Genomic DNA, 23,950 nt, shown 5'->3' with positions numbered 1-23,950 from the left:
TCCTGGGGCTGCGCAGCAGCCCCATTCAATCGTAACTTCCATGCAGCTGGTGAATCTGCCGCCGCTGCTTCTTGGTCGGCCGGCCATCGGTGGTCACGCCCATGGCCCCGGCCTTACGCATCTCAGCCGCCTGTTCACGGCGACGCACACTTTCTTCGGTTTCCTCGTACAACGCCTGCGCCTCTGGGGCACCACGACGCACCACCGACAGCGCCTTCACCACCACCGTGCGCTCATCGAAGCCGGTACGCAGTACGAACTCGTCGCCCACCCGCGGCTCTTTGCCCGGCTTGCAACGCTCGCCCCGGCAATGCACCTTGCCACTCTCGATCGCCGCCTTGGCCAGCGCTCGCGTCTTGTAGAAGCGCGCCGCCCACAACCATTTGTCCAGGCGAACCTTGTCGTCGTCTTCGGCTTTTTGTGCCATCCCGTTACCTCGGATTCTGTCTTTCATCGAACTGTACTACCTTCACATACGGATGCAAAAAGTCCCCGCCGTGCTTAAAGTTCTCCACCTCATTCGCAGGGTGCGCTTCGTGAAGACATTTGACCATTTGACTGTGATCGGCCTGCGCGAGTGGGTCGCCCTGCCTGACCTCGGCGTGGCCGGGCTGCGCGCCAAGATCGACACCGGTGCCAGCACGTCGAGCCTGCATGCCACCGAAGTGGAACCCTTCGAGCGCGACGGCCAGCCCTGGGTTCGCTTCACTGCGCACCTGGGCTCGGTGGTGCAGTTGCGCCACCGCCGCTGCGAGGCACCGTTGGTGACGATGAAGACCATCAAAAGCTCCAACGGCCACGCCCAGACCCGCTACGTCATCCGCACGTCACTGGCGCTGGGTGATGGTGTGTGGGAGGTGGAGTTCACCCTGGCCTGCCGCAAGAACATGCGCTACCGCCTGTTGCTTGGCTCCAAGGCCCTGATTCACGGCCAGCTGGTAGTGAACCCAGGCCTGAAATACGTACAAGACAAACCGGCCTTCCCGGCCACCCTTTCCCCTGTCACAGGTGCTGCATGAAGATCGCTGTGCTGTCGCGCAATCCGCGTCTGTATTCCACCCGCCGCCTGGTCGAAGCCGGTACCCAGCGTGGCCACGAAATGGTGGTGATCGATACCCTGCGGGCATACATGAACATTGCCAGCCACAAGCCGCAGATCCACTACCGCGGCAAGCCGCTGGAAGGCTTCGATGCCGTGATCCCGCGCATAGGTGCTTCGGTTACGTTCTATGGCTGCGCGGTGCTGCGCCAGTTCGAAATGATGGGCGTCTACCCGCTCAACGAGTCGGTAGCCATTGCCCGCTCGCGCGACAAGCTGCGCTCGTTGCAGCTGTTGTCGCGGCGCGGCATCGGCTTGCCGATCACCGGTTTCGCCCACTCGCCGGATGACATCCCCGACTTGATCCAGATGGTCAACGGTGCCCCGCTGGTGATCAAGGTACTGGAAGGCACCCAGGGCATTGGCGTGGTGCTGTGCGAAACGCCCCAGGCGGCCGAGTCGGTGATCGAAGCGTTCATGGGCCTCAAGCAGAACATCATGGTGCAGGAGTACATCAAGGAGGCCGGTGGCGCAGATATCCGATGCTTCGTGGTAGGCGACAAAGTGATTGCCTCGATGAAGCGTCAGGCCAAACCGGGCGAGTTCCGCTCCAACCTGCACCGGGGTGGCGTCGCCAGCCTGATAAAAATCACCCCAGAAGAGCGCATCACCGCCATCCGGGCGGCCAAGGTGATGGGGTTGAGCGTGGCGGGTGTGGATATCCTGCGTTCCAACCACGGGCCGTTGGTGATGGAGGTAAACTCGTCGCCAGGGCTGGAGGGCATTGAAGTCACCACCGGCAAGAACGTCGCCGGGATGATCATCGAGCACCTGGAGAAGAATGGCGGGCCCAATCAGACCCGGACCAAGGGCAAAGGCTGATTCAAGCCTGTGCCCGCCTCTTCGCGGCTAAGCCGCTGCCACAGGTACTGCACAATCCCTGTAGGAGCGACTTTAACCGCGAAGAGGCCAGTGAGCCTCACACAGCATTACGCGGCAGCAGCAGCCCCAGCGGCAACCTGACCCGCGCCTCGATCCCGCCGCCAGACCGGTTACGCAACTCCACGTTCCCGCCATGTTGCGCAGCAATCCGCTTCACGATCGCCAACCCCAACCCGGTGCCCTTGCCGCCCCGCGCCCGGTCACCGCGAATGAACGGGTTGAAAATGGTTTCCAGCTCCGACTCGTCAATACCGGTGCCCCGGTCCAGCACACTGAGCACCACATACGGCGCACTCTCATCACCTGATACATAGGCAGCCACCTCGACCCCCTTGCCAGCATGGTGCAGGGCGTTGCCGATCAGGTTGCCCAGCATGCGCTTGAGCGAAACCCGGCGCAGCGGGAACGGTGGAATCGGCTCCAGGCACAGGCGCACACGCTCTTCCGGCTGGTTGTACGGAGCCACCACCTCACGCACCAAGTCAGCAAGGTCGACCTCCTCCACCGGCTCGTCACGGCCATCGCGGATGAAGGCCAGGAACTGATCGAGAATCGCGTCCATGTCCTCGATATCGCGAACCATGTCATCGCTCAGCTCGTTGTCGCTGTTCAGCAAGGACAGCGACAGACGCAGGCGCGTCAGTGGCGTGCGCAAGTCGTGGGAAACCCCGGCCAGCATCAACTCGCGCTCGCGCCCGGCCTGCTCGACATCCTCGGCCATCTGGTTGAACGCCTTGTACACCTCGGTCATCTCGCTGGGGGTATCGCTGATCGGCAGGCGCACACTGCGCCCCTGGCCAAGCTGGCGGGCGGCGAACACCAAGCGTTTGAGCGGCTGGTTGAGCTGACGCACAAAAATCCACGCCGATGCTGTGGACAACAAGCCAATGGCCAGGAACCAGCCCAGCACGTTCCAGATCTTCTGCCCACGCAATGGGTGCGGGTACAGCGGCACTTTCAGCCAACCCGGCCCCAGGCTTGGCGCATTGACCCACAACGCGGGCGGTGCATGAATGCGCAGCCGCACTTCGGTGTCGTCACCCAGCTCGGCCTGCATCTGCCGTTGGTAGATTTCACTGTAGGGCCAATGCTGCTCGCCTTCGGGCACACCCGAGCCGGTCACCCGGATAAGGCCTGCCGCCTCGGCGATCTTGTCGCGGTTTTCTTCGTCGGCGGCCCAATAGGCGCGCAAGGTCAGCGCTACACCATGGCTGTACTGACGGTCGACCAGCACGTCCTCGTTCATCAGCAGGTAGACCAGGGTCAGCGCCTTGGAGAACAGAACGACGATCAACACCAGCCACAGGGTGCGGGCGAAGAAACTTTGCGGAAACCAGAGCGGTGTTTTCATCGACGTTCAGGCATCATTTTCCGGCGTTTCCGTCCGGTACGAACACGTAGCCGACGCCCCAGACGGTCTGGATGTAACGCGGCTTGGACGGGTCCGGCTCGATCATGCGACGCAGGCGTGAGATCTGCACATCGATGGAGCGCTCCAGCGCATCCCATTCGCGGCCGCGCGCCAGGTTCATCAGCTTGTCACGGGTCAACGGCTCACGGGCGTGCATCACCAGGGCCTTGAGCACGGCGAACTCGCCGGTGGTGAGCATGTGCACTTCGTTGCCGCGCTTGAGCTCGCGGGTGGCCAGCGACAGTTCATAGTCGCCGAAGGTGACCGACTCGTCTTCGCTGCCCGGCGCTCCCGGCACGCTCGGCGCCTGGCGACGCAGCACCGCCTTGACCCGGGCCATCAGTTCGTCCGGGTTGAACGGTTTGCCCAGGTAGTCGTCGGCGCCCAGCTCCAGGCCCTTGATGCGGCTGAGCTCGTCGCCCTTGGCGGTCAGCATGATGATCGGGATCTGGTTGTTCTGCTGGCGCAGGCGCTTGCAGGCGGACAGACCATCCTCGCCTGGCAGCATCAGGTCGAGCACCACCAGGTTGAACACCTCGCGCTGCAGCAGGCGATCCATCTGCTCGGTGTTGGGCACTGCACGGGCACGGTAGCCCTTGCTGGTGAAGAAACGTTCCAGCAGGCTGCTAAGCCCCGGATCGTCGTCGACGATGAGAATCTTGTCACCTTCAGCGGTGTTTGGCGTGCCGGTCATGAATAACTCCTCTGATATCGCCGCGCATTATGGCGTAGCCATTGCTGCACGTTGCGTGAGCATTGTTAGCAGATTTTTCCCCCGGCGCCAGTTCCGGCTGGCCGGGCGCCATCACCGCAAGCCGTTTGCGATGGGTATAATGCGCGGCTTTCATCCAGCGCCGCCGGGCAAAAAGCCCACAGGCGACCCCCGTATTCACAAATGTCAGGTGGTTTACATGGACAGCATCAACAGCCGTATCGCCGAGGAACTGGGCGTACGCCCGCAGCAGGTCGAGGCGGCCGTGAGCCTGTTGGACGAAGGCTCGACCGTGCCCTTCATCGCCCGCTACCGCAAGGAAGTGACCGGTAGCCTTGACGACACTCAGTTGCGCCACCTGGAAGAGCGCCTGCGCTACCTGCGCGAACTCGACGAGCGCCGCGCCAGCATCCTTTCCAGTATCGAGGAACAGGGCAAGCTGACCCCGGAACTGGCCCGCGAGATCAAGCTGGCCGACACCAAGACCCGCCTCGAAGACCTTTACCTGCCCTACAAGCAGAAACGCCGCACCAAGGGCCAGATCGCCCTGGAAGCCGGCCTCGGCGAACTGGCCGATGGCCTGTTCAACGACCCGACCCTGGCCCCGGAAAGCGAAGCCGCACGCTTCGTCAACGTCGAAAAGGGCGTGGCCGACGTCAAGGCCGCGCTGGAAGGCGCCAAATACATCCTGATGGAGCGCTTTGCCGAAGACGCCGCCCTGCTCGACAAGCTGCGCAGCTATCTCAAGCAGGAAGCCGTGCTCAGCGCCCGCGTCGTGGCTGGCAAGGAAGAAGAAGGCGCCAAGTTCCGCGACTACTTCGCTCATGACGAGCTGCTGCGCACGGCGCCATCGCACCGTGCCTTGGCGATCTTCCGCGGGCGCAACGAAGGCGTGTTGAGCGTCTCGCTGAAGGTCGGCGAAGAACTGCCCGGCACCCTGCACCCGTGCGAACTGATGATCGGCAACCACGTCGGCATCGAAAACCGCAGCCGACCCGCCGACAAGTGGCTGGGAGAAGTGGTGCGCTGGACCTGGAAGGTCAAGCTGTACACCCACCTGGAGACCGACCTGTTCGGCGAGCTGCGTGACAATGCCGAAGGCGAGGCGATCAACGTGTTCGCCCACAACCTGCACGATCTGCTGCTGGCCGCCCCGGCCGGTCCGCGCGCCACCCTGGGCTTCGACCCAGGCCTGCGCACGGGCTGCAAGATCGCCGTGGTCGACGCAACCGGCAAACTGCTGGACCACACCACGGTCTACCCGCACGCGCCGAAGAACGACTGGGACCGCACCATTTCCATCATGGCCGCACTGTGCGCCAAACACTCGGTGGAGCTGATCGCCATCGGCAACGGTACCGCCAGCCGCGAAAGCGACAAGCTGGTGGCCGAGCTGGTCAAGAAATATCCAGCCCTGAAAATCACCAAGATCATGGTCTCCGAAGCCGGTGCTTCGGTGTACTCGGCATCGGAACTGGCCGCCCGCGAGTTCCCGGACCTGGACGTGTCGATCCGCGGCGCCGTGTCGATCGCCCGTCGCCTGCAGGATCCGCTTGCCGAACTGGTGAAGATCGATCCGAAATCCATCGGTGTCGGCCAGTACCAGCACGACGTGTCCCAGCTGAAACTGGCACGTGGCCTGGACGCGGTGGTCGAGGACTGTGTGAACGCCGTGGGCGTGGACGTGAACACCGCTTCGGTGGCGCTGCTGACGCGCATCTCCGGCCTCAATACCACGCTGGCACAGAACATCGTCGCCCACCGCGATGCCAATGGTCCGTTTGCCACCCGTGCAGCGCTGAAAAAGGTCAGCCGCCTGGGTGAGAAAACCTTCGAGCAGGCCGCCGGCTTCCTGCGTGTGATGAACGGCGACAACCCACTGGACGCCTCTGCGGTACACCCTGAGGCTTACCCGCTGGTGCAGCGCATTGCTGCCGATACCGACCGCGACATCCGCTCGCTGATTGGTGACAGCAGCTTCCTCAAGCGCCTGGACCCGAAAAAGTTCACCGACGAAACCTTCGGCCTGCCAACTGTCACCGACATCCTGCAAGAGCTGGACAAGCCCGGCCGCGACCCGCGTCCGGAGTTCAAGACCGCCACCTTCCAGGACGGCGTCGAAGACCTCAAGGACCTGGAACCGGGCATGATCCTCGAAGGCGTGGTGACCAACGTTACCAACTTCGGTGCCTTCGTCGACATCGGCGTACACCAGGATGGCCTGGTGCATATCTCGGCGCTGTCGGAGAAGTTCGTCAAAGACCCGCGTGAAGCGGTCAAGGCCGGCGATGTGGTCAAGGTCAAGGTCATGGAAGTGGACATCCCGCGCAAACGCGTCGGCCTGTCCATGCGCATGAGCGACACCCCGGGCGAGAAGGTCGAAGGCAACCGCGGTGGTAACCGCGGCAATGGTGGCAGCCGCCAGCAGCAGGCACCGCGCCAGCGTGAAACCGCCACGGCTGCGCCGACCAACAACGCCATGGCCTCGCTGTTCGCCAACGCCAAGCAATTGAAGAAGAAGTAATGGACGTACCACGCGAATACGTCGAAAGCGCCTTCAGCCAACTGCTGGGCTGCCGCCTGCAACACCTGGACACAGGTGTTGCCGAGGTAGCCCTGGCGCTGGAGCCCCAGTTGCGCAACCGTGGCCAGAAGCTGCACGGCGGGGCGATCTTCAGCCTGGTGGATATCGCCATGGGCCTGGCCTGCTCGGCCAGCCATGGCTTTGACCAGCAAAGCGTCACCATCGAGTGCAAGATCAACTACATGCGTGCCGTCAGCGACGGCGAAGTGCTGTGCACCGCCCGCGTGCTGCACGCCGGGCGGCGCACCCTGGTGGTCGACGCCGACGTAGTTCAGGGCGACAAGCTGGTGGCCAAAGCGCAAGGAACCTTCGCGGTTCTCTAGCTCACCAAGCAGTATCTGCGGTATTTTCAGCAGTGCGCTGGCACTGCTGGAACCGCGTAAACCAGGCGACAACGCCAGTTCCTTTCTTCCTACCCTTGTAGACCGTTATCTCTACCCCCATATTGGGGCGACTGACGCGTGAAGGAATACATCTTGAGCGAACTCCTCAACCGCCGCCTGAGCCTGCTCGGCGCCAATCTCCCCCTGCTCAAGCAGTGCCTGCACGGTATTGAGCGCGAATGCCTGCGCGTGACCGATGAAGGTCGCCTGGCCCAGACCCCGCACCCGGAAGCACTGGGATCGGCGCTGACCAACGAGCAGATCACCACCGACTATTCCGAGTCGCTGCTGGAGTTCATCACCCCGGCCCTGGCCGATCCTGCCAAGGTGCTCGAAAGCCTCGAAGAGACCCACCGTTTCGTCTACAGCAAGCTGGGCGACGAATACCTGTGGAGCCCGTCGATGCCGTGCACGCTGCCGGCCGAGGAGGACATCCCGATCGCCGAGTACGGCAGCTCGAATATCGGCAAGCTCAAACACGTCTACCGCAAGGGCCTGGCCCTGCGTTACGGCCGCACCATGCAGTGCATCGCCGGTATTCATTACAACTTCTCGCTGCCCGAAGCGCTTTGGCCACTGCTGCGCGAAGCCGAAGGCAGTACGGAAAATGACCGCGACTACCAGTCGTCGGCCTACATCGCGCTGATTCGTAACTTCCGCCGCTACAGCTGGCTGCTGATGTACCTGTTCGGCGCCTCGCCGGCCCTGGACAAAGGCTTCCTGCGTGGCCGCCCGCACCAGCTCGAAGAGCTGGATGCCGAAACCCTGTTCCTGCCTTATGCCACCAGCCTGCGCATGAGCGACCTGGGTTACCAGAGCAACGCCCAGGCCGGCCTGACGCCCTGCTACAACAACCTGGCCAGCTACACCGACAGCCTGCGCAAGGCCGTTGGCACGCCCTACCCGCCTTACGTTGAAATCGGCACGCATGTGGATGGCGAGTGGGTTCAGCTGAACACCAACATTCTGCAGATCGAAAACGAGTACTACTCGAACATCCGCCCCAAGCGCGTCACCTACACCGGCGAGCGGCCGATCCAGGCTCTGACCTCGCGGGGCGTGCAGTATGTGGAAGTGCGTTGCCTGGACATCAACCCGTTCCTGCCGGTCGGTATCGACCTGACCGAGGCGCGCTTCCTCGACGCATTCCTGCTGTTCTGCGCCTTGGAAGACAGCCCGCAACTGGACAACGGTGAGTGCGGCCAGTGCACCAGCAACTTCCTGACCGTGGTCAAGGAAGGTCGTCGTCCGGGCCTGGAGTTGCACCGCAATGGCCAGCCGATCAGCCTGAAAGACTGGGCCAGCGAGCTGATCGAGCGTATCCGCCAATTGGCCAATCTGCTCGACCAGGCGCAAGGTTCTGATGAGCACGCCAAGGCCCTGGATGCGCAGCAGGCCAAGGTCGACGACACCTCGCTGACCCCGTCGGCCCAGGTGCTGGCACGCATGACCGAGCATGACGAGAGTTTCGTCCAGTTCTCGCTGCGCCAGAGCCGTGTGCACGCCGAGACTTTCCGCGAGCAACCGCTAAGCAACGAAAAGCAGCAAGCATTCGAGACGCTGGCCCGAGAGTCGCTCGCCAGGCAGTCCGAGCTGGAGCGAGACGAAGTCGGTGATTTCGACCTGTTCGTCGGCGCCTACCAGGCCAGCATCCTGGCAATCAGCAGCTGATGAACCGCACCGCCACCCCGCGCAAACCGCGCGCCAGCAGCCAGGCCAGGATCGAGGCGATCCTGGCGGCTGCGCGTGAGCTGTTGGCCGAGCAAGGGGTGGCAGCACTGTCTATCTACAGCGTGGCCGAGCGGGCGCAGATTCCGCCTTCGTCGGTGTATCACTTTTTCGCCAGCGTGCCGGCCTTGCTGGAGGCACTTACTGCAGATGTGCACCGGGCGTTTCGCGAAGCCCTGAGCGCACCGATCGACAGCAGCGCGCTCAGCACCTGGCACGAACTGTCACGGCTGATCGAACAACGCATGCTTGATATCTATAACGAGGATGCAGCGGCGCGGCAGTTGATCCTGGCGCAGCATGGCCTGAGCGAGGTGGTGCAGGCCGACCGGCAGCACGACATGGAACTGGGCGACTTGATGCACACGTTGTTCGACCAGCATTTTCACCTGCCGGTGATGCCACTGGATGTGGACGTGTTTGCCTTGGCCATGGAATTGAGCGACCGGGTGTATGCGCGGTCAGTGCAGTTGCACGAGGCGATCACCCTGCGCATGGCCGAGGAAGGCAAGCGGGTGTTCGAGGCGTATCTAGGGTTGTACCTGCCGCCGTTTCTGGCCAAGCGTTCCCGCTGAATCGTGGGGCCGCGTTGCGCGCCCTTCGCGGGTGAACCCGCTCCTACACGCCCCGCGTTAACCCTGAGGTTTGCTGGTGCGCGGTCGACGTAGGAGCGGGTTCACCCGCGAAGGGCTGCAAAGCAGCCCCAATATCGACCCGCCGCATCACAGCTTGGCGATAGACACTTCAGTCGACTTCACAAAGGCAATCACTTCACTGCCCACCTGCAACTCCAGCTCACGCACGGAACGGGTGGTAATCACCGAAGTGACGATACCCGAAGCCGTCTGCACGTCGATTTCCGACAGTACCGGGCCTTCGAGGATTTCTTTCACAGTACCTTTGAACTGGTTGCGAACATTGATGGCTTTGATAGTCATGGTTTGCTTCCTTTTGGCTTTTGGGATTCAGTGTGCCCAGCGCAGTTGCGTGGGCAGAGGGGCTACAGGATCCGGCTCGGGCGCAGTGCCCGGGGTGGACAGAACACGGTTGAGCACTTCGCTTTCCAGCACGGCCAGACGGTGCGAACCACGCGCCCGGGGCCGTGCCAGGTCAACAGTGAGGACGAGCCCGACCTCGCCGTCCTCAATCAGGATCACCCGGTCAGCCACGGCAACCGCCTCGCTGACGTCGTGGGTCACCAGCAGCACAGTGAAGCCGTGCTGACGCCACAGGCGTTCGATCAGTTGCTGCATCTCGATGCGGGTCAATGCATCCAGCGCCCCCAGTGGCTCGTCCAGCAGCAGCAGGCGGGGCTGGTGAATCAAGGCTCGGGCCAAAGCCACGCGCTGCTTCTGGCCTCCCGAGAGCGCTGCCGGCCATTCGTTGGCGCGGTCGGCCAGGCCAACCGCATCCAAGGCCTCCAGTGCACGCTGTCGCCAGTCACCAGACAGCCCAAGGCCAACGTTGTCGATCACCTTTTTCCACGGCAGCAGCCGCGCGTCCTGGAACATCAGGCGGGTTTCTTCACGGGCCTCTTCCAGCGGCGCGGCACCCGCCAGTAGTTGCCCGGCGGTGGGCTGGTCCAGCCCGGCCAGCAGCCGCAGCAAAGTGCTCTTGCCGCAGCCGCTGCGGCCGACGATGGCCACGAACTGGCCGGCCGGAATGTGCAGGTCGATACCCTTCAGAACTTCGCGTTGACCAAAAGTCTTGCGCAGGCCCTTGGAGGCCAGCGGGGTGCCACGCAGCAGGCGTGGTGGCTGTTCCTTGAGCACGGTCATGCGCCCTCCTTCCTGGCAACTTGATAGGCCGGGTGCCAGCGCAACCACACGCGCTCCAGGCCCCGGGCCGCAAGGTCGGCAAGCTTGCCGAGTACGGCATACAGGACGATGGCCAGCACTACCACGTCGGTTTGAAGAAATTCGCGAGCATTCATTGCCAGGTAACCGATGCCAGCGTTGGCCGAAATGGTTTCGGCAACAATCAGCGTCAGCCACATGAAGCCCAAGGCGAAACGCACGCCCACCAGGATCGAAGGCAGCGCCCCCGGCAGGATCACCTGGCGGAACAGGCCGAAGCCGGACAAGCCGTAACTGCGCGCCATTTCCACCAACGCTGGGTCAACGTTGCGAATGCCGTGGTAGGTGTTCAGGTAGATCGGGAACAACGTGCCCAGCGCGACCAGAAAGATCTTTGCCGATTCGTCGATACCGAACCACAGAATCACCAACGGGATCAGCGCGAGGTGCGGCACGTTGCGGATCATCTGTACCGAGCTGTCGAGCAGGCGTTCGCCCCAGTTCGACAGGCCAGTGATGAAGCCCAGTACCAGGCCGATGCTGCCGCCGATGACAAAACCCAGGCCTGCACGCCAGCCGCTGATGGCCAGGTGGGTCCAGATTTCGCCGCTGCGTACCAGCTCGACGCCAGCGCTTACCACTGCGCTAGGTGCCGGCAGGATACGCGTCGACAGCCAGCCGGCGCTGACGGCCAGTTGCCATATGGCCAACAGCAGCACCGGCAGCGCCCACGGCGCCAGGCGCTGGGTCAGGTTGGAAGAAGTTGCACGACTCATGGCCAGGCCCTCAGCTCTGCGACACAGATTTGGGCAGGATGTCGTTGGCCACCATCTCGCCGAACGGGCTTACATAACCTCCGGCTTTCGGCTGCTCTGGGCGCTGCACATCAAGGTGCGGGAACAGCAGCTCCGCCACGCGGTAAGACTCTTCCAGATGTGGATAACCCGAGAAGATGAAGGTATCGATGCCCAAGTCGGCATATTCCTTGACCCGTGCTGCCACGGTCGGGCCGTCGCCCACCAGCGCGGTACCCGCGCCGCCCCGTACCAGGCCAACACCTGCCCACAGGTTGGGGCTGACCTCCAGGTTGTCGCGGTTGCCGCCGTGCAGGGCAGCCATGCGTTGCTGGCCCACCGAATCGAAACGCGCCAGCGAGGCCTGGGCGCGGGAGATGGTGTCATCGTCCAGGTGCGAGATCAGGCGCTCGGCGGCGGCCCAAGCCTCTTCGTTGGTTTCCCGCACGATCACGTGCAGGCGGATACCGAAGCGTACTTCGCGCCCTTGAGCAGCCGCTTTTTCGCGCACCTGTGCGATCTTCTCGGCAACGGCTGCCGGTGGCTCGCCCCAGGTCAAGTACAGCTCGACCTGCTCGGCCGCCAGGTCCTGAGCGGCCTCGGACGAGCCGCCGAAATACAGCGATGGGCGTGGTTGCTGAATCGGCGGGTAGAGCAGCTTGGCGCCTTTTACCTGGATGTGCTTACCGTCGTAATCGACGTTTTCGCCTTCCAGCACCTTGCGCCAGATACGGGTGAACTCGACCGAGGCTTCGTAGCGCTCCTGGTGGTTCAGGTGCAGGCCGTCACCCGCCAGCTCGTCCGGATCACCACCGGTCACCAGGTTGAATAGCGCACGGCCATTGGACAAGCGATCGAGGGTGGCCGCCTGACGTGCTGCCACGGTCGGCGAAATGATGCCCGGGCGCAGGGCTACAAGGAACTTCAGGCGCTGGGTCACGGGGATCAGCGACGCGGCCACCAGCCAGGAGTCCTCGCAGGAACGCCCGGTCGGGATCAGCACCCCACCAAAACCAAGGCGGTCAGCAGCCTGCGCGATCTGCTGCAGGTAACCGTGGTCGACCGCACGTGCGCCTTCGGAAGTGCCCAGGTACTTGCCGTCACCGTGGGTTGGGAGGAACCAGAAAATGTTAAGGCTCATTGGAGTCGTCTCCTCAAGGGTGGCTCTAGCCGGAGCGGCGCCCCGGCACTGGCAGTCAATCAAGGCGCGCTAGCGACTTTGGCAGGGGGTGTCCAGATCACGTCCTTGATGCTCAGCGGCTTGGGAATAAGCTTCAGCGCCTGGAACGTGTCGGCGATCTTCTGCTGCGCGGCCACCACGTCCGGGGTCAGCGGCGCAGCGCCGTAGCCTTGGCGTTTGACAGAGGTCAGGGTGATGCCGGCAGGCAGGCCGAGCAGCGGGGCAACCTGGTCGGTCACCTCTTGCGGGTTGGCCTGGGACCATTCACCCACGGCGCGCACTTCCTCGATCACGGTGTTGATCACCGCTGGGTGCTGTGTCGCATAGTTGCGGGTGGCGAGGTAGAACTGGTGGTTGTCGACCAGGCCCTTGCCGTCACGCAGGGTGCGCGCTTGCAGCTGCTGCTCGGCGGCGGCCTGGTAAGGGTCCCAGATCACCCAGGCATCCACGCTGCCGCGCTCGAAGGCGGCGCGGGCGTCGGCTGGCGGTAGGTAGACAGGCTGGATGTCGCTGTACTTGAGGCCGGCGTCTTCCAGGGCGCGGACCAGCAGGTAGTGCACGTTGGAGCCTTTGTTGAGGACGACCTTTTTACCCTTGAGGTCCTTCACCGACTGGATCGGCGAGCCCTTGGGCACCAGGATCGCTTCGCTGTGCGGCGCTGGCGGCTCGTAGGCCACGTAGAGCAGGTCGGCGCCAGCGGCCTGAGCGAACACAGGAGGCGTCTCGCCGGTTACGCCGAAATCGATGGAGCCGACGTTCAGCCCTTCAAGCAGCTGCGGGCCGCCGGGGAATTCGGTCCATTGCACCTGTACTCCCTGCTCGGCCAGACGCTTCTCCAGCGTGCCCTTGGCCTTGAGCAGCACCAAGGTGCCGTATTTCTGGTAACCGATACGCAGGCTCTCGGCCTGGGCTTGGGTAATGGCGCCGAAGGACACAGCCGCCGCAAACAGGGCGACCAGACCACGACGCAAGAAGACTGTGCGCATGGCGCTCTCCTGTGCGAATGGGGTTCGGGTTGCACCTGCTTGCCTCGTTGACGGGCGAGTAAGGTGGTGAAGCGGGTAATGCCGTTCAGATGCTCCAGCGAGCGCTGATCAGACGTTCGTTCAGTACGCCAGGGGCCACGGGGCGAGGCCGACGGGCCAGGGCGACGTGGAAGGTTTCCAGCGAGTCGTGCAGGCGTTCTTCCAGCGCCTGTACCAACTGCGCGGGCTTTGTACCTTCTGCGTAAGCCACCTGGCTGTCGTCGGCAAAGATCCCTTGCAGGGTCTCTTGTGCCTTGAGTGCCGACAGCACCGGCTTCAATGCGTAATCCACCGCCAGCATGTGGGCGATGCTGCCGCCAGTGGCGATGGGCAACACGATCTTGTGGGCCAGGGCGCGCTCGGGCAGCAGGTCAAGCAAGGTTTTCAGGGCACCGGAAAACGAAGCCTTGTACACCGGGGTGGAGACGATCAGGCCATCGGCCTGGGCCACCAGCTGCTGAAAGTGTTGCACATGCGGGCTGTCGAAACGGGCATGCAGCAGGTCTTCGGCGGGAAAGTCACGCACTTGGAATGTCACCACTTCAACGCCGCGATCCTGCAGCCACTGGCGCGAACGCTCGAGCAGCACGCCGGAGCGTGAACGGAGACTTGGGCTACCACCGATTGAGACGACCAGCATTGCTGCGCTTCCTTGTGTTCTGTTGGAGGAGACATTAACAGCTGCTACATATATCTAGAAATCATATTTTTTCATTTGTTTATTCCATTATTGTCTTTACCCATAAAGCCCTCCTCGCGGGCGCGCCCGCTCCCACAGTTTTTTACAGGCATAAAAAAGGGCCGTCGAAACGGCCCGAAAATCCCTGCTTGGCTAAGAGCAATGCAACGAGGAATCCATTAACGATTGGGTTGAGGGGTCAGGCGCAGATAGGGTTTGACCGCCCGGTAACCTTTGGGGAAGCGCTGCTTGATCTCCTCCTCGTCTTTGAGCGAAGGCACGATCACCACTTCATCGCCGTCCTGCCAGTTACCCGGTGTGGCAACCTTGTGGTTGTCGGTCAGCTGCAGCGAGTCGATCACCCGCAGAATTTCGTTGAAGTTGCGCCCGGTACTGGCCGGGTAGGTAATGGTCAGGCGCACCTTTTTATTCGGGTCGATGATGAACAGCGAGCGCACGGTCAGGGTGTCGCTGGCGTTCGGGTGGATCAGGTCGTAAAGGTCGGACACCTTGCGGTCAGCGTCAGCAATGATCGGGAAGTTGACCACGGTATTCTGTGTTTCGTTGATGTCATCGATCCACTTGTGATGCGAGTCGACCGGGTCCACCGACAGGGCGATGGCCTTGACCCCGCGCTTGGCAAATTCGTCCTTCAGCTTGGCGGTCAGGCCCAACTCGGTGGTGCACACCGGGGTGAAGTCGGCCGGGTGGGAGAACAACACCCCCCAGCTGTTGCCCAGCCACTCGTGGAAGCGGATCTTGCCTTCGCTGGAATCCTGTTCGAAATCGGGGGCGATATCGCCGAGTTTGAGGCTCATGGGCTGCGGCTCCTGGGCTGGGTTCTGTACCGTATGGGCTCAATGTGCCTGCATTCAGTTAAAAATAAAAAGAATAAATAACGATTTATTTATAACCATAACGCATACTAATTAGCAGGCACAAAAAAGCCTCGCACTAGGCGAGGCTTTCTTTGTGGCTACGACTTACAGGAAGCTGTAAGTGTAGTTCACGATGAAGCGAGCCTGATCCTGGTCGGCACTGCTCTCGCCGGCACCACGGTACACGCCTTGGCGCAGGCTGAAGCCCAAGCCTTTGAGGGCACCTTCCTGGAGGGTGTAGTCGATGCGCGCATCGCGTTCCCATTCATTGTAGGTACCGCTGCCCGACTTGTTGCGGATATCGTCACCACGCAGGTAAGCAACCGATGCCTTCAGGCCTGGCACACCCAGCGCCGCGAAGTCATAGGAGTACTGACCGAAGGTGGTGTTTTCACCAGCACGGGCGAACTGGTTGATCATGCTGTCGGTGAACAGGTAGAAGCTGGAGCCGCCAGCACCTTCCGAGGTGCCGCTGTCGTTGCTCAGGCTGCCCTGGTTCAACCATACGAAGCCACCGTCGTCACCCACTTGCTGGTGACCGAGCATCAGCGCGTGGCCACCCAAGGTATAGGTGAACATGGCGGACCAGGTCTTGTTGTCGATCTCGCCGGTGTTTTTGGCGTAGCCACCGTTGTTGTTGAAGTTGTAAGCGCTGTCGTTGCCATTCTTGCCGTCGCTGCTGCTGTCGAAGTAGCGCAGGTCGGTCTTGAACGACTGGTCGTCAGCGATCTTGAACACGTGGGTCGCGCCCAGGAAGTGCTGCTTGTAGAAGTCTTCCAGGTTCGAGTAGTAGTACTGCAGGGTCAGGTCTGGAGTGAGCTTGTAGTCCAGGCCACCGTAGCGGAACTTGTTGCTCTCGGCATTGGAACCGGCGACAGACAGACCGGTACGGTTGCTCGAAGCACGGCCCATGGCGTGGGTCAGCTGACCCGCGTTGATGGTCAGGTTGTCGATTTCCTTCGACTGGATGGTGCCACCCTCGAAGGTTTGTGGCAGCAGACGACCATCGTTGGAAACCAAGATCGGCAGGTTCGGTGCGAGCGCGCTACCGAAATGCGCTTCGGTCTTGGAGAAGCGCGCCTTGGCATTGGCACCGAAACGAGCCCACTGGGCTGCAGAACCTTTGCCGTCATCCGGGAAGAAGCCGGACTTGTGGTAACCCTCGCCACCATCCAGGTGAATACCCCACAGCGCTTGGGCATCAACACCGAAGCCTACGGTGCCTTGGGTAAAGCCCGAGATGTAGTCGAGCTTGAAGCCCTGGCCCGACTCACGCTGATCCGGGCGCTCCGCACCAGGTCTTGCGTGATCTTCACGGTTGTCGTTGTTGAAGTACATGGTGCGCGAGCTGAGCGACAGTTTGCTGTCCTCAACGAAACCGGCAGCGCCTGCTTGTTGGGCGAGAACCCCCAGTGCCACGGCCAGAGCCAGGCTGGACTTGTACATGTTTTGCTCCTCTACGTTCTAATTTTTGTGTATCTCTGGCGGAGGGGTCTGATGCCCCGCTCACCGGGATGGGCGATTTAGTCCCAAAGCGTGACTATTAAGTCAATCGTTTCTAAACGTTTCGCGACTTTGGTCTAAGACGCCACCTGCGCTACAGGATAATGACAATCCTATAAATCCAAAATGACCGTTTTATGAATTTGTAAGACTTTTAAGGAATATATTAGAAACCTTTACTGCAATTCGTTGTAGCTACGACTCGTTTAATAACTTTTGGTTATTTGCAAACGTTTGCTCATAACCTAATGCCAAATCGTTCTATCGGGCCTAGAACGCCTCGCACGCCTCGCTGATTTCGCCACGGGTCATGGCGCACTCACCCCTTGTTCGCCTGCGAAACGCCTGGCTTTAAAGCGTTTGGCTCCTAAGCTAATGCAAAAAAGTTATTTATTTTAATTTTCTTAGATCATTTAGCCTTCTCGTCATCCAACCCGACTTGCCTGACGAGAGGTTCAACCATGATCCCGCACGCTCCGCTGCGCCTGTTCGCCGCCCTGACCCTCGCCAGCACCAGCTGGTTGGCCCAGGCAGCCGACCTGACAGTGGCCTACCAGACCACTGTCGACCCGGCCAAAGTGGCACAGGTCGATGGCGACTACGAAAAAGCCAGCAAGGCCAGCATCGACTGGCGCAAATTTGATAACGGCGCAGACGTGATCACCGCCGTGGCCAGCGGCGACGTGCAGATCGGCTACCTGGGCTCCAGCCCGCTGGCCGCTGCCGCCACCCGCAAGCTGCCGATTGAAACCTTCCTCATCGCCACCCAGATTGGCGCGGGTGAAGCGTTGGTGGCCCGTGACAGCATCAAGTCGCCGCAAGACCTGATCGGCAAGAAGGTCGCCGTCCCGTTCGTGTCCACCGGGCATTACAGCCTGCTTGCGGCACTGAAAAGCTGGAATATCGACCCTTCCAAGGTACAGATTCTCAACCTGGCGCCGCCGGCCATCATTGCCGCCTGGAAGCGCGGCGACATCGATGCGACCTACGTGTGGGACCCGGCCCTGGGCGTGGCCAAGGAAAACGGCAAGGTCCTGATCACCTCCGGTGAGCTGGCACAGAAAGGCGCGCCTACCTTCGATGCCTGGATCGTGCGCAAGGACTTCGCCGAGAAACACCCTGATGTGGTCAAGGCCTTTGCCAAAGTCACCCTCGATGCCTACGCCGACTACCGCAAGGACCCGAAAGCCTGGCTGGCCGACAAGGGCAACGTAGACAAGCTGGTGAAGCTGTCCGGTGCCAAGGCCAGCGACATCCCGGTACTGCTGGAGGGCAACGTCTACCCGCTGGCCGCTGACCAGGCCAACGCCCTGGGCGCGCCGACCACCCAAGCGCTGACGGACACCGCCAACTTCCTCAAGCAGCAAGGCAAAGTCGAAGCAGTGCTGCCGGACTACTCGCCGTACGTCAGCGCCAAGTTCCTTCCAAACTGATCCGGAGCCCGTCATGGCCTTGCTCGAGCTGGAGCGCATCAGCGCACAGTACCCAGGCGCCAGCACCCCGGTGCTGGCCGACATCAACCTGAGCCTGGGACCACGCCAACTGCTGGTGGCCCTGGGGCCTTCCGGCAGCGGCAAGACCTCACTGCTCAACCTGATCGCCGGCTTCGTCGCCCCCAGTGGCGGTCACATCACCCTCGATGGTGTGCCGGTGCAGGGCCCCGGTGCAGAACGCGGCGTGGTGTTCCAGGACGATGCCCTGCTGCCATGGCAGAACGTGCTGGGCAACGTCGCCTTCGGCCTTGAACTGGCCGGCGTACCCCGCGCCCAGCGTGAGGCCAAGGCCCGCGAAATGCTCACCCTGGTCGACCTCGATGGCTTCGGCGAACGGCGTATCTGGCAATTGTCCGGTGGCCAGAAGCAGCGCGTGGGCCTTGCCCGGGCGCTGGCGGCTGACCCTCGGGTACTGCTGATGGATGAACCGTTCGGTGCCCTCGATGCCTTCACCCGGGAGCAGATGCAAGAGCTGCTATTGCAAGTTTGGCAACGCACCGCCAAGCCGGTGTTCCTGATTACCCACGACATCGAAGAAGCGGTGTTCCTCGCCAGCGAACTGGTACTGCTGGCGCCCAACCCGGGACGCGTAGTGGAACGCCTGCAACTGAACTTCGGCCAGCGCTATGCCGCTGGCGAATCGGCCCGGGCCATCAAGTCCGACCCAGCCTTCATCGAAACCCGCGAGCATGTGCTGGCGCGGGTGTTTTCCCAACGCCAAAGCCTGCAGGAGCGCGCATGAGCAGCCTGGACCTGCCGGTCGCCGGCAAACACGACGCCCAAACCCGGCCAGCCGCCACGCTACGCCGCCCACTGTCCACCCGCTGGATCAGCACCCTGACCCTGGCCAGCCTGCTACTGGTCTGGTGGCTGGTGACGGCTGCCGGTTGGGTAGAGCCCCTGTTCCTGCCCTCGCCCGGTGACATCCTGGCCAAGGCATGGACCTTGCTGACCCAAGGCTACATGGATGCCAGCCTGTGGCAGCACCTGGGCGCAAGCCTGGGCCGCATCGGCCTGGCGCTGGTGGCTGCGACCCTGACCGCAATACCAGTCGGCATCGCTATCGGCTACAACCGCGTAGCCCGCGGCATTCTCGACCCGCTGATCGAGTTCTACCGGCCCATCCCGCCGCTGGCCTACCTGCCGCTGATCGTCATCTGGTGCGGTATCGGCGAGTTGTCGAAAGTGCTGCTGATCTACCTGGCAATCTTCGCCCCCATCGCCATTGCCACAGCCACCGGTGTGCGCACGGTAGATCCGGCCAAGCTGCGCGCGGCGCAGTCGCTGGGCGCAACCAAGGCCCAACTGATCCGCCACGTCATTTTGCCCAGTGCATTGCCTGACATCCTTACCGGCATCCGCATTGGCCTGGGGGTCGGCTGGTCGACCCTGGTGGCCGCTGAACTGATCGCCGCCACCAGCGGCCTGGGCTTCATGGTGCAATCGGCGGCGCAGTTTCTGGTCACCGACGTGGTGGTGCTGGGCATCCTGCTGATCGCCCTGATCGCCTTCGCTCTGGAAATGAGCCTGCGTGCCCTGCAACGCAAGCTGGTGCCCTGGCATGGGCAGATTCACTGAATTCCATTGTCCACGCCAGCACACTGGCGCCCGATTGAAGAGACCGACATGAGCCTGACCATCACTCCCCTAAGCCCAGCACTCGGCGCCCAGATCAGCGGCGTGGACATCAGCCGCGATATCAGCGCAGAAGAGCGCGATGCCATCGAACAGGCACTGCTCCAGCACCAGGTGCTGTTCCTCCGTGACCAGCCGATCAACCCGGAACAGCAGGCGCGCTTTGCCGCCCGCTTCGGCGACCTGCACATCCACCCGATTTACCCCAACGTGCCGGACACCCCGCAGGTGCTGGTGCTCGACACGGCGGTTACCGATGTGCGCGACAACGCCGTGTGGCACACCGACGTGACCTTTTTGCCGACCCCGGCACTGGGCGCGGTACTCAGCGCCAAGCAATTGCCTGCTTACGGTGGCGATACCCTTTGGGCCAGCGGCATTGCGGCCTTCGAGGCTTTGTCGGCGCCGCTGCGTGCAATGCTGGACGGGCTGACCGCTACCCACGACTTCACCAAGTCGTTCCCGCTGGAGCGCTTTGGCACCACGCCGGAAGACCTGACGCGCTGGGAGGCCACCCGGCGCAACAACCCACCGCTGTCGCACCCGGTGGTGCGCACGCATCCGGTGAGCGGGCGCAAGGCGTTGTTCGTCAATGAAGGGTTCACTACACGCATCAATGAACTGAGCGAACTGGAAAGCGATGCGCTGCTGAGGCTGCTGTTCGCCCATGCGACGCGACCGGAGTTCAGCATTCGCTGGCGTTGGCAGGAGAATGACGTCGCGTTCTGGGACAACCGCGTGACCCAGCATTTTGCGGTGGATGATTACCGGCCGAACCGGCGGGTGATGCACCGGGCGACCATCCTTGGGGATTCACCCTACTAGCGGTTGCCTGTCCTAGGCTCTTCGCGGGCTTGCCTGCGAAGAGCCCAGGACAGGAGAGCTTGGTCAGCGCACCAGGTGCAGGTACTGCATGTGCCGCTCGTACTGGTCGAGGATGTCGTTGATGATCTGCTCCTTGCTGTAGCCCACCAGGTCATAGTTCTGGCTGCCTTCGCTCAGGTGCACCTCCGCCCGGTAATAGCGGCGGTTCTTCAACTCCTGCGTACCCAGCCCCCCCAAGGCGAACGATGGTGTGAAATAGCCACGCATCTGCACTTGGTAAATGAACGGCTGTTCCTCGCCATGGCCAATCTTCAGGCTGACGTTGTCATGGCTAGGGTCGTCCTGGGTAATCAGTACCAGGCCTTTCTGCTCGAACACTTCACGCACATCGGCAATCGCCGGGCGCACCACATCATCCATGAAACGGTACACCTCATCACGTGACGGGAAGTGCACCGCCTGGCTCAGGCGCTGGCGCCAGCCGCCACGGCCGCGACGTGACTGGGCGAACGGGGCCAGCGAGTGCATCTGCGCGATCTGCCGCTGCGACTCCAGGTAGAACGCCTTGTGCAGCCCCCACATCATGCACAGCAGAATGAGCGAGAACGGCAGCGACGTCAGCACCACTGCCGACTTCAGCGAATCAATGCTGCCAGCGAACAACAGCGCACTGGTGATCAGTGCAGTCATCGCCCCCCAAAAGATACGCAGCCAGTTCGGCCCATCTTCATCAGCGTCACCGCCCTTGGCCGACAAGGTCGACAGCACCACGGTGCCCGAGTCGGCCGAGGTGACGAAGAACACGAAGCTGATGAACACCGTGGTGGCGATGACTGCCTTGCTCCAGGGGTAGGTTTCCAGCAGCAGGTACAGGCTCATCGATGGGTTGTCCAGCGCCGACTGGCCCAGTGCGGTCATGCCGTGGTTGATCACCTGGTCCAGGGCGCTGTTGCCGAAGATCGACATCCACGCCAGGGTGAAGCCCAGCGGAATCAGCAGCACGCCAAAGACGAACTCGCGGATGGTACGGCCACGGGAGATGCGGGCGATGAACAGGCCCACGAACGGCGCCCAGGCAATCCACCAGGCCCAGTAGAACACGGTCCAGCCGCCCAGCCAGCCCCGGTTTTCACCATAGGCATACACGTCGAAGCTCTTGCGCGGCAACGCACCCAGGTAGTCGCCCAGGTTCTGGATCAGCGTGTTGAACAGGTGCTGGGTAGGCCCGGCGAACAGCACGAACAGCAGCAGCGCACAGGCCAGGAACAGGTTGATGTCGCTCATCACCCGCACCCCCTTCTCCACCCCGGCCACGGCTACGGCCACAGCCGCGCCCATCATCAGGGTGATGAGGATCACCTGCACCCACTGGCTGTGGCTGATGCCGAACAGGTAGTCCAGACCGGCGTTCAGATGCAGCACCCCAAAGCCCATGTCGGCGCCCAGGCCGAACACCGTGGCGATGATGCCGAAGCCATCCACCGCATAACCGATCGGGCCGTTGATGCGCTTGCCAATCAGCGGGTACAGCGCCGAACGCAGGGCCAGCGGCAGGTTATGCCGGTAGGCGAAATAGGCCAATGCCATGCCGACGAAGGCGAACACCCCCCAGCCATGCAGGCCCCAGTGCAGGAACAGGATCTGCATCGCCTGGCGCCCGGCCTCGACCGTGCCGGCTTCGCCTTGGGGCGGTTGCAGCATGTGGGTCAGCGGTTCGGAGACACAGAAGAAGAACAGCGTGATGCTGATGCCGGCGGCGAACAGCATGCCGGCCCACGACAGGTAGCTGAACTCGGGTTCGTCGTGGTCGGCACCGAGTTTGATCTTGCCGTAGCCAGACAAGGCGGTGACCACCACGAAGACCAGGTACAGCGTCATCGCCAGCATGTAGTACCAGCCGACCGTGTTGGCCGCCCAGTTCTGCGCCGCCAGCAACCAGTCACCTGCGGCTTGCGGGTTGGAGATGACTACCAGGCCAAAGATGAGGATGAAACTCGCCGCAAAGTAGAACACCGGGGGGTTCATGCGGATTTTGCCGTTGGCAGCGGAAGGGTTCGGTGCACTCATAGGGCGTGCACCTCGTCGAATGACGTGAGGTTCGGAATGAACGGGTTCAGCAAAGGAATCCTCCTGTTGAACACCGGCAGCGGACCAGCGTTTTTCATTGAACAAGCGTTCAAGTTAAACATGGATCGGATTTCAATGCGAATTGGGGCGCCGATTGGTGTCGTCCTGTTCCGGCCTCTTGCGGGTAAACCCGCACCTACATCTGGTACGTCCGTCGTAGGCGCGGGCTTGCCCGCGAAGAGGCCAGCAAGGCAATCGCAATGCGGGATCAGTTCTTGTCCTGGCAATCCAGCTGCAGGTTGGCCTGAGTAATGTTGCTTTCAGCCGGCACACTGCGCGTCAGCCACACATTACCGCCAATGGTCGAACCCTTACCGATGGTAATACGCCCCAGCACCGTGGCCCCGGCATAGATCACCACATCGTCTTCGACGATCGGGTGGCGTGGCAGGCCTTTATGCAGCGTACCCGACTCATCGCTGGGGAAACGCTTGGCGCCCAGGGTCACCGCCTGGTAGATGCGCACGCGCTCGCCGATGATCGCGGTTTCACCAATGACCACACCCGTACCATGATCGATGAAGAAGCTCGGGCCGATCTGCGCCCCCGGGTGAATGTCGATACCGGTGGCCGAATGCGCCAGCTCCGAACTGATCCGCGCCAGCAGCGGCAGCCCAGCCTTGTACAGGTGGTGTGCCAGCCGGTGATGGATGATCGCCAGGATGCCCGGGTAGCACAGCAGCACTTCATCGACGCTGCGCGCTGCCGGGTCGCCGTGGTAGGCGGCCAGCACATCGGTGTCGAGCAGAACGCGCAGTTCCGGTAGCGCAGCTGCAAAGCCCTGGATCAGGCTCAGCGCACGGGCGTCGACGCCCGCCAGCTCAGCCTTGCTTTGCCGTGCCGCGTAGCGAAGTTCAAGACGAGCCTGGGCCAGCAAGGCGGTCAGCGCGGCATCCAGGGTATGGCCGACGTAGAAGTCTTCACTTTCTTCGCGCAGGTCGACTGGCCCCAGGCGCATGGGGAACAGCGCCCCGCACAGTTGCTCCAGAATCTGTCGCATCGCTTCACGCGACGGCAGTTCGCGCCCGCCCTGCTCGCCAATACTGCGGCCATTACGGGTGCGCCATTGCTCACGGGCCCCGCGCAGGCCAGTGACAATGCTCTGCAACTGCCAATGCGCGGATGAAGGTTGTTCGCTCACGGTGTTCTCCTGCCGTATAGGCCATCTGATTTCGTTGCCAGGCCCGCGAAAAGGCCGAACCTGCCTGCTGCAATC

The 23,950-nt window shown here is 62.3% G+C and carries 23 protein-coding genes; 10 read left to right on the top strand and 13 right to left on the bottom strand.

What is annotated here, in order from left to right; translation table 11 throughout:
* Positions 1–25 precede the first annotated feature (25 nt).
* Positions 26–427 (bottom strand): RNA-binding S4 domain-containing protein, encoded by a 402-nt coding sequence (locus tag LMH93_RS01385; protein ID WP_003255812.1) that lies wholly within the window; start codon positions 425–427, stop codon positions 26–28.
* 109 nt (positions 428–536) lie between these two features.
* Here LMH93_RS01385 and rimB point away from each other — a divergent pair, with 109 nt between their 5' ends.
* Together rimB and rimK are read left to right on the top strand one after the other, a co-directional pair.
* Positions 537–1,019, top strand: a complete 483-nt coding sequence (gene rimB / locus LMH93_RS01380; RefSeq protein WP_004576370.1) for a retropepsin-like aspartic endopeptidase RimB — start codon at positions 537–539, stop codon at positions 1,017–1,019.
* Positions 1,016–1,921: a 30S ribosomal protein S6--L-glutamate ligase gene (rimK, locus tag LMH93_RS01375; protein WP_003255817.1), complete on the top strand. Its 906-nt coding sequence runs from the start codon at positions 1,016–1,018 to the stop codon at positions 1,919–1,921. Before rimB ends, rimK begins: the two co-directional genes overlap by 4 nt.
* A gap of 97 nt (positions 1,922–2,018) precedes the next feature.
* Here rimK and LMH93_RS01370 read toward each other — a convergent pair whose 3' ends face one another.
* Both LMH93_RS01370 and ompR read right to left on the bottom strand, forming a co-directional pair.
* The gene (locus tag LMH93_RS01370) at positions 2,019–3,332 is read right to left on the bottom strand and encodes an ATP-binding protein (RefSeq protein WP_003255819.1); all 1,314 of its coding nucleotides are present in this window, start codon (positions 3,330–3,332) and stop codon (positions 2,019–2,021) included.
* A 13-nt stretch (positions 3,333–3,345) separates the two neighbouring features.
* Positions 3,346–4,086, bottom strand: a complete 741-nt coding sequence (gene ompR / locus LMH93_RS01365; protein ID WP_003255821.1) for an osmolarity response regulator transcription factor OmpR — start codon at positions 4,084–4,086, stop codon at positions 3,346–3,348.
* 217 nt (positions 4,087–4,303) lie between these two features.
* Here ompR and LMH93_RS01360 point away from each other — a divergent pair, with 217 nt between their 5' ends.
* The 4 genes from LMH93_RS01360 (at position 4,304) to LMH93_RS01345 (ending at position 9,374) form a co-directional block, all read left to right on the top strand.
* A complete protein-coding gene (locus LMH93_RS01360; RefSeq protein WP_060538958.1) occupies positions 4,304–6,628 on the top strand; it encodes a Tex family protein in 2,325 nt (774 codons plus the stop codon).
* Positions 6,628–7,011: a PaaI family thioesterase gene (locus LMH93_RS01355; RefSeq protein ID WP_003255824.1), complete on the top strand. Its 384-nt coding sequence runs from the start codon at positions 6,628–6,630 to the stop codon at positions 7,009–7,011. Before LMH93_RS01360 ends, LMH93_RS01355 begins: the two co-directional genes overlap by 1 nt.
* Before the next feature lie 153 nt (positions 7,012–7,164).
* Positions 7,165–8,742 carry a glutamate--cysteine ligase gene (gshA, locus tag LMH93_RS01350; RefSeq protein WP_029611781.1) on the top strand — a complete coding sequence of 526 codons (1,578 nt, stop codon included), beginning with the start codon at positions 7,165–7,167 and terminating at the stop codon, positions 8,740–8,742.
* A complete protein-coding gene (locus LMH93_RS01345; protein WP_070096094.1) occupies positions 8,742–9,374 on the top strand; it encodes a TetR/AcrR family transcriptional regulator in 633 nt (210 codons plus the stop codon). The genes gshA and LMH93_RS01345 overlap by 1 nt, the downstream gene beginning before the upstream one ends.
* Before the next feature lie 147 nt (positions 9,375–9,521).
* On the opposite strand, the gene LMH93_RS01340 is transcribed toward LMH93_RS01345, so the two are convergent.
* The 8 genes from LMH93_RS01340 to LMH93_RS01305 form a co-directional block, all read right to left on the bottom strand.
* Positions 9,522–9,737, bottom strand: coding sequence for a TOBE domain-containing protein (locus LMH93_RS01340; protein ID WP_003255829.1), 216 nt, complete (start codon positions 9,735–9,737; stop codon positions 9,522–9,524).
* 27 nt (positions 9,738–9,764) lie between these two features.
* A complete protein-coding gene (gene ssuB / locus LMH93_RS01335) occupies positions 9,765–10,577 on the bottom strand; it encodes an aliphatic sulfonates ABC transporter ATP-binding protein (protein WP_230064783.1) in 813 nt (270 codons plus the stop codon).
* A complete protein-coding gene (gene ssuC, locus LMH93_RS01330) occupies positions 10,574–11,371 on the bottom strand; it encodes an aliphatic sulfonate ABC transporter permease SsuC (protein ID WP_003255831.1) in 798 nt (265 codons plus the stop codon). Before ssuC ends, ssuB begins: the two co-directional genes overlap by 4 nt.
* 10 nt (positions 11,372–11,381) lie before the next feature.
* Positions 11,382–12,530: an FMNH2-dependent alkanesulfonate monooxygenase gene (ssuD, locus tag LMH93_RS01325; protein ID WP_230064782.1), complete on the bottom strand. Its 1,149-nt coding sequence runs from the start codon at positions 12,528–12,530 to the stop codon at positions 11,382–11,384.
* A gap of 59 nt (positions 12,531–12,589) precedes the next feature.
* Positions 12,590–13,555: a sulfonate ABC transporter substrate-binding protein gene (locus LMH93_RS01320; protein ID WP_004576375.1), complete on the bottom strand. Its 966-nt coding sequence runs from the start codon at positions 13,553–13,555 to the stop codon at positions 12,590–12,592.
* 85 nt (positions 13,556–13,640) lie between these two features.
* Positions 13,641–14,234, bottom strand: a complete 594-nt coding sequence (ssuE, locus tag LMH93_RS01315) for an NADPH-dependent FMN reductase (RefSeq protein WP_003255835.1) — start codon at positions 14,232–14,234, stop codon at positions 13,641–13,643.
* 218 nt (positions 14,235–14,452) lie between these two features.
* Positions 14,453–15,091 carry a peroxiredoxin gene (locus LMH93_RS01310; protein WP_003255836.1) on the bottom strand — a complete coding sequence of 213 codons (639 nt, stop codon included), beginning with the start codon at positions 15,089–15,091 and terminating at the stop codon, positions 14,453–14,455.
* Positions 15,092–15,256: 165 nt separating this feature from the next.
* Positions 15,257–16,597 carry an OprD family porin gene (locus LMH93_RS01305; protein ID WP_011953209.1) on the bottom strand — a complete coding sequence of 447 codons (1,341 nt, stop codon included), beginning with the start codon at positions 16,595–16,597 and terminating at the stop codon, positions 15,257–15,259.
* A 518-nt stretch (positions 16,598–17,115) separates the two neighbouring features.
* On the opposite strand from LMH93_RS01305, the gene tauA reads away from it, so the two are divergent.
* From tauA to tauD, 4 genes are read left to right on the top strand one after another with little or no spacing between them, the layout of a single operon-like run.
* On the top strand, positions 17,116–18,087 hold the full coding sequence (tauA, locus tag LMH93_RS01300) for a taurine ABC transporter substrate-binding protein (protein ID WP_102886239.1): 972 nt from the start codon (positions 17,116–17,118) through the stop codon (positions 18,085–18,087).
* A gap of 13 nt (positions 18,088–18,100) precedes the next feature.
* The gene (gene tauB, locus LMH93_RS01295) at positions 18,101–18,889 is read left to right on the top strand and encodes a taurine ABC transporter ATP-binding subunit (RefSeq protein ID WP_010951613.1); all 789 of its coding nucleotides are present in this window, start codon (positions 18,101–18,103) and stop codon (positions 18,887–18,889) included.
* Positions 18,886–19,725, top strand: a complete 840-nt coding sequence (tauC, locus tag LMH93_RS01290; RefSeq protein ID WP_230064781.1) for a taurine ABC transporter permease TauC — start codon at positions 18,886–18,888, stop codon at positions 19,723–19,725. The genes tauB and tauC overlap by 4 nt, the downstream gene beginning before the upstream one ends.
* A 48-nt stretch (positions 19,726–19,773) precedes the next feature.
* Positions 19,774–20,607 (top strand): taurine dioxygenase, encoded by an 834-nt coding sequence (gene tauD / locus LMH93_RS01285; RefSeq protein ID WP_230064780.1) that lies wholly within the window; start codon positions 19,774–19,776, stop codon positions 20,605–20,607.
* Positions 20,608–20,670: 63 nt separating this feature from the next.
* Here the strand turns inward: tauD and betT are convergent, their stop codons facing one another.
* Both betT and epsC read right to left on the bottom strand, forming a co-directional pair.
* The gene (betT, locus tag LMH93_RS01280; RefSeq protein ID WP_003255844.1) at positions 20,671–22,674 is read right to left on the bottom strand and encodes a choline transporter BetT; all 2,004 of its coding nucleotides are present in this window, start codon (positions 22,672–22,674) and stop codon (positions 20,671–20,673) included.
* A 268-nt stretch (positions 22,675–22,942) separates the two neighbouring features.
* Complete coding sequence (epsC, locus tag LMH93_RS01275; protein WP_003255846.1) at positions 22,943–23,875, bottom strand: serine O-acetyltransferase EpsC; 933 nt, start codon at positions 23,873–23,875, stop codon at positions 22,943–22,945.
* Between the last annotated feature and the right edge of the window lie 75 nt (positions 23,876–23,950).

Source organism: Pseudomonas sp. CIP-10, from assembly GCF_020911845.1.
GTDB lineage: Bacteria > Pseudomonadota > Gammaproteobacteria > Pseudomonadales > Pseudomonadaceae > Aquipseudomonas > Aquipseudomonas alloputida.
This window is presented reverse-complemented; position numbering and strand designations above follow the sequence as displayed.

Excerpts from the sequence above, each read along its gene's own strand:
- LMH93_RS01385 (WP_003255812.1), bottom strand. The coding sequence starts at position 427 with ATGGCACAAAAAGCCGAAGACGACGACAAGGTTCGCCTGGACAAATGG.
- rimK (WP_003255817.1), top strand. The coding sequence starts at position 1,016 with ATGAAGATCGCTGTGCTGTCGCGCAATCCGCGTCTGTATTCCACCCGC.
- LMH93_RS01370 (WP_003255819.1), bottom strand. The coding sequence starts at position 3,332 with ATGAAAACACCGCTCTGGTTTCCGCAAAGTTTCTTCGCCCGCACCCTG.
- ompR (WP_003255821.1), bottom strand. The coding sequence starts at position 4,086 with ATGACCGGCACGCCAAACACCGCTGAAGGTGACAAGATTCTCATCGTC.
- LMH93_RS01360 (WP_060538958.1), top strand. The coding sequence starts at position 4,304 with ATGGACAGCATCAACAGCCGTATCGCCGAGGAACTGGGCGTACGCCCG.
- LMH93_RS01355 (WP_003255824.1), top strand. The coding sequence starts at position 6,628 with ATGGACGTACCACGCGAATACGTCGAAAGCGCCTTCAGCCAACTGCTG.
- LMH93_RS01345 (WP_070096094.1), top strand. The coding sequence starts at position 8,742 with ATGAACCGCACCGCCACCCCGCGCAAACCGCGCGCCAGCAGCCAGGCC.
- LMH93_RS01340 (WP_003255829.1), bottom strand. The coding sequence starts at position 9,737 with ATGACTATCAAAGCCATCAATGTTCGCAACCAGTTCAAAGGTACTGTG.
- ssuB (WP_230064783.1), bottom strand. The coding sequence starts at position 10,577 with ATGACCGTGCTCAAGGAACAGCCACCACGCCTGCTGCGTGGCACCCCG.
- ssuC (WP_003255831.1), bottom strand. The coding sequence starts at position 11,371 with ATGAGTCGTGCAACTTCTTCCAACCTGACCCAGCGCCTGGCGCCGTGG.
- ssuD (WP_230064782.1), bottom strand. The coding sequence starts at position 12,530 with ATGAGCCTTAACATTTTCTGGTTCCTCCCAACCCACGGTGACGGCAAG.
- LMH93_RS01320 (WP_004576375.1), bottom strand. The coding sequence starts at position 13,555 with ATGCGCACAGTCTTCTTGCGTCGTGGTCTGGTCGCCCTGTTTGCGGCG.
- ssuE (WP_003255835.1), bottom strand. The coding sequence starts at position 14,234 with ATGCTGGTCGTCTCAATCGGTGGTAGCCCAAGTCTCCGTTCACGCTCC.
- LMH93_RS01310 (WP_003255836.1), bottom strand. The coding sequence starts at position 15,091 with ATGAGCCTCAAACTCGGCGATATCGCCCCCGATTTCGAACAGGATTCC.
- LMH93_RS01305 (WP_011953209.1), bottom strand. The coding sequence starts at position 16,597 with ATGTACAAGTCCAGCCTGGCTCTGGCCGTGGCACTGGGGGTTCTCGCC.
- tauA (WP_102886239.1), top strand. The coding sequence starts at position 17,116 with ATGATCCCGCACGCTCCGCTGCGCCTGTTCGCCGCCCTGACCCTCGCC.
- tauB (WP_010951613.1), top strand. The coding sequence starts at position 18,101 with ATGGCCTTGCTCGAGCTGGAGCGCATCAGCGCACAGTACCCAGGCGCC.
- tauC (WP_230064781.1), top strand. The coding sequence starts at position 18,886 with ATGAGCAGCCTGGACCTGCCGGTCGCCGGCAAACACGACGCCCAAACC.
- tauD (WP_230064780.1), top strand. The coding sequence starts at position 19,774 with ATGAGCCTGACCATCACTCCCCTAAGCCCAGCACTCGGCGCCCAGATC.
- betT (WP_003255844.1), bottom strand. The coding sequence starts at position 22,674 with ATGAGTGCACCGAACCCTTCCGCTGCCAACGGCAAAATCCGCATGAAC.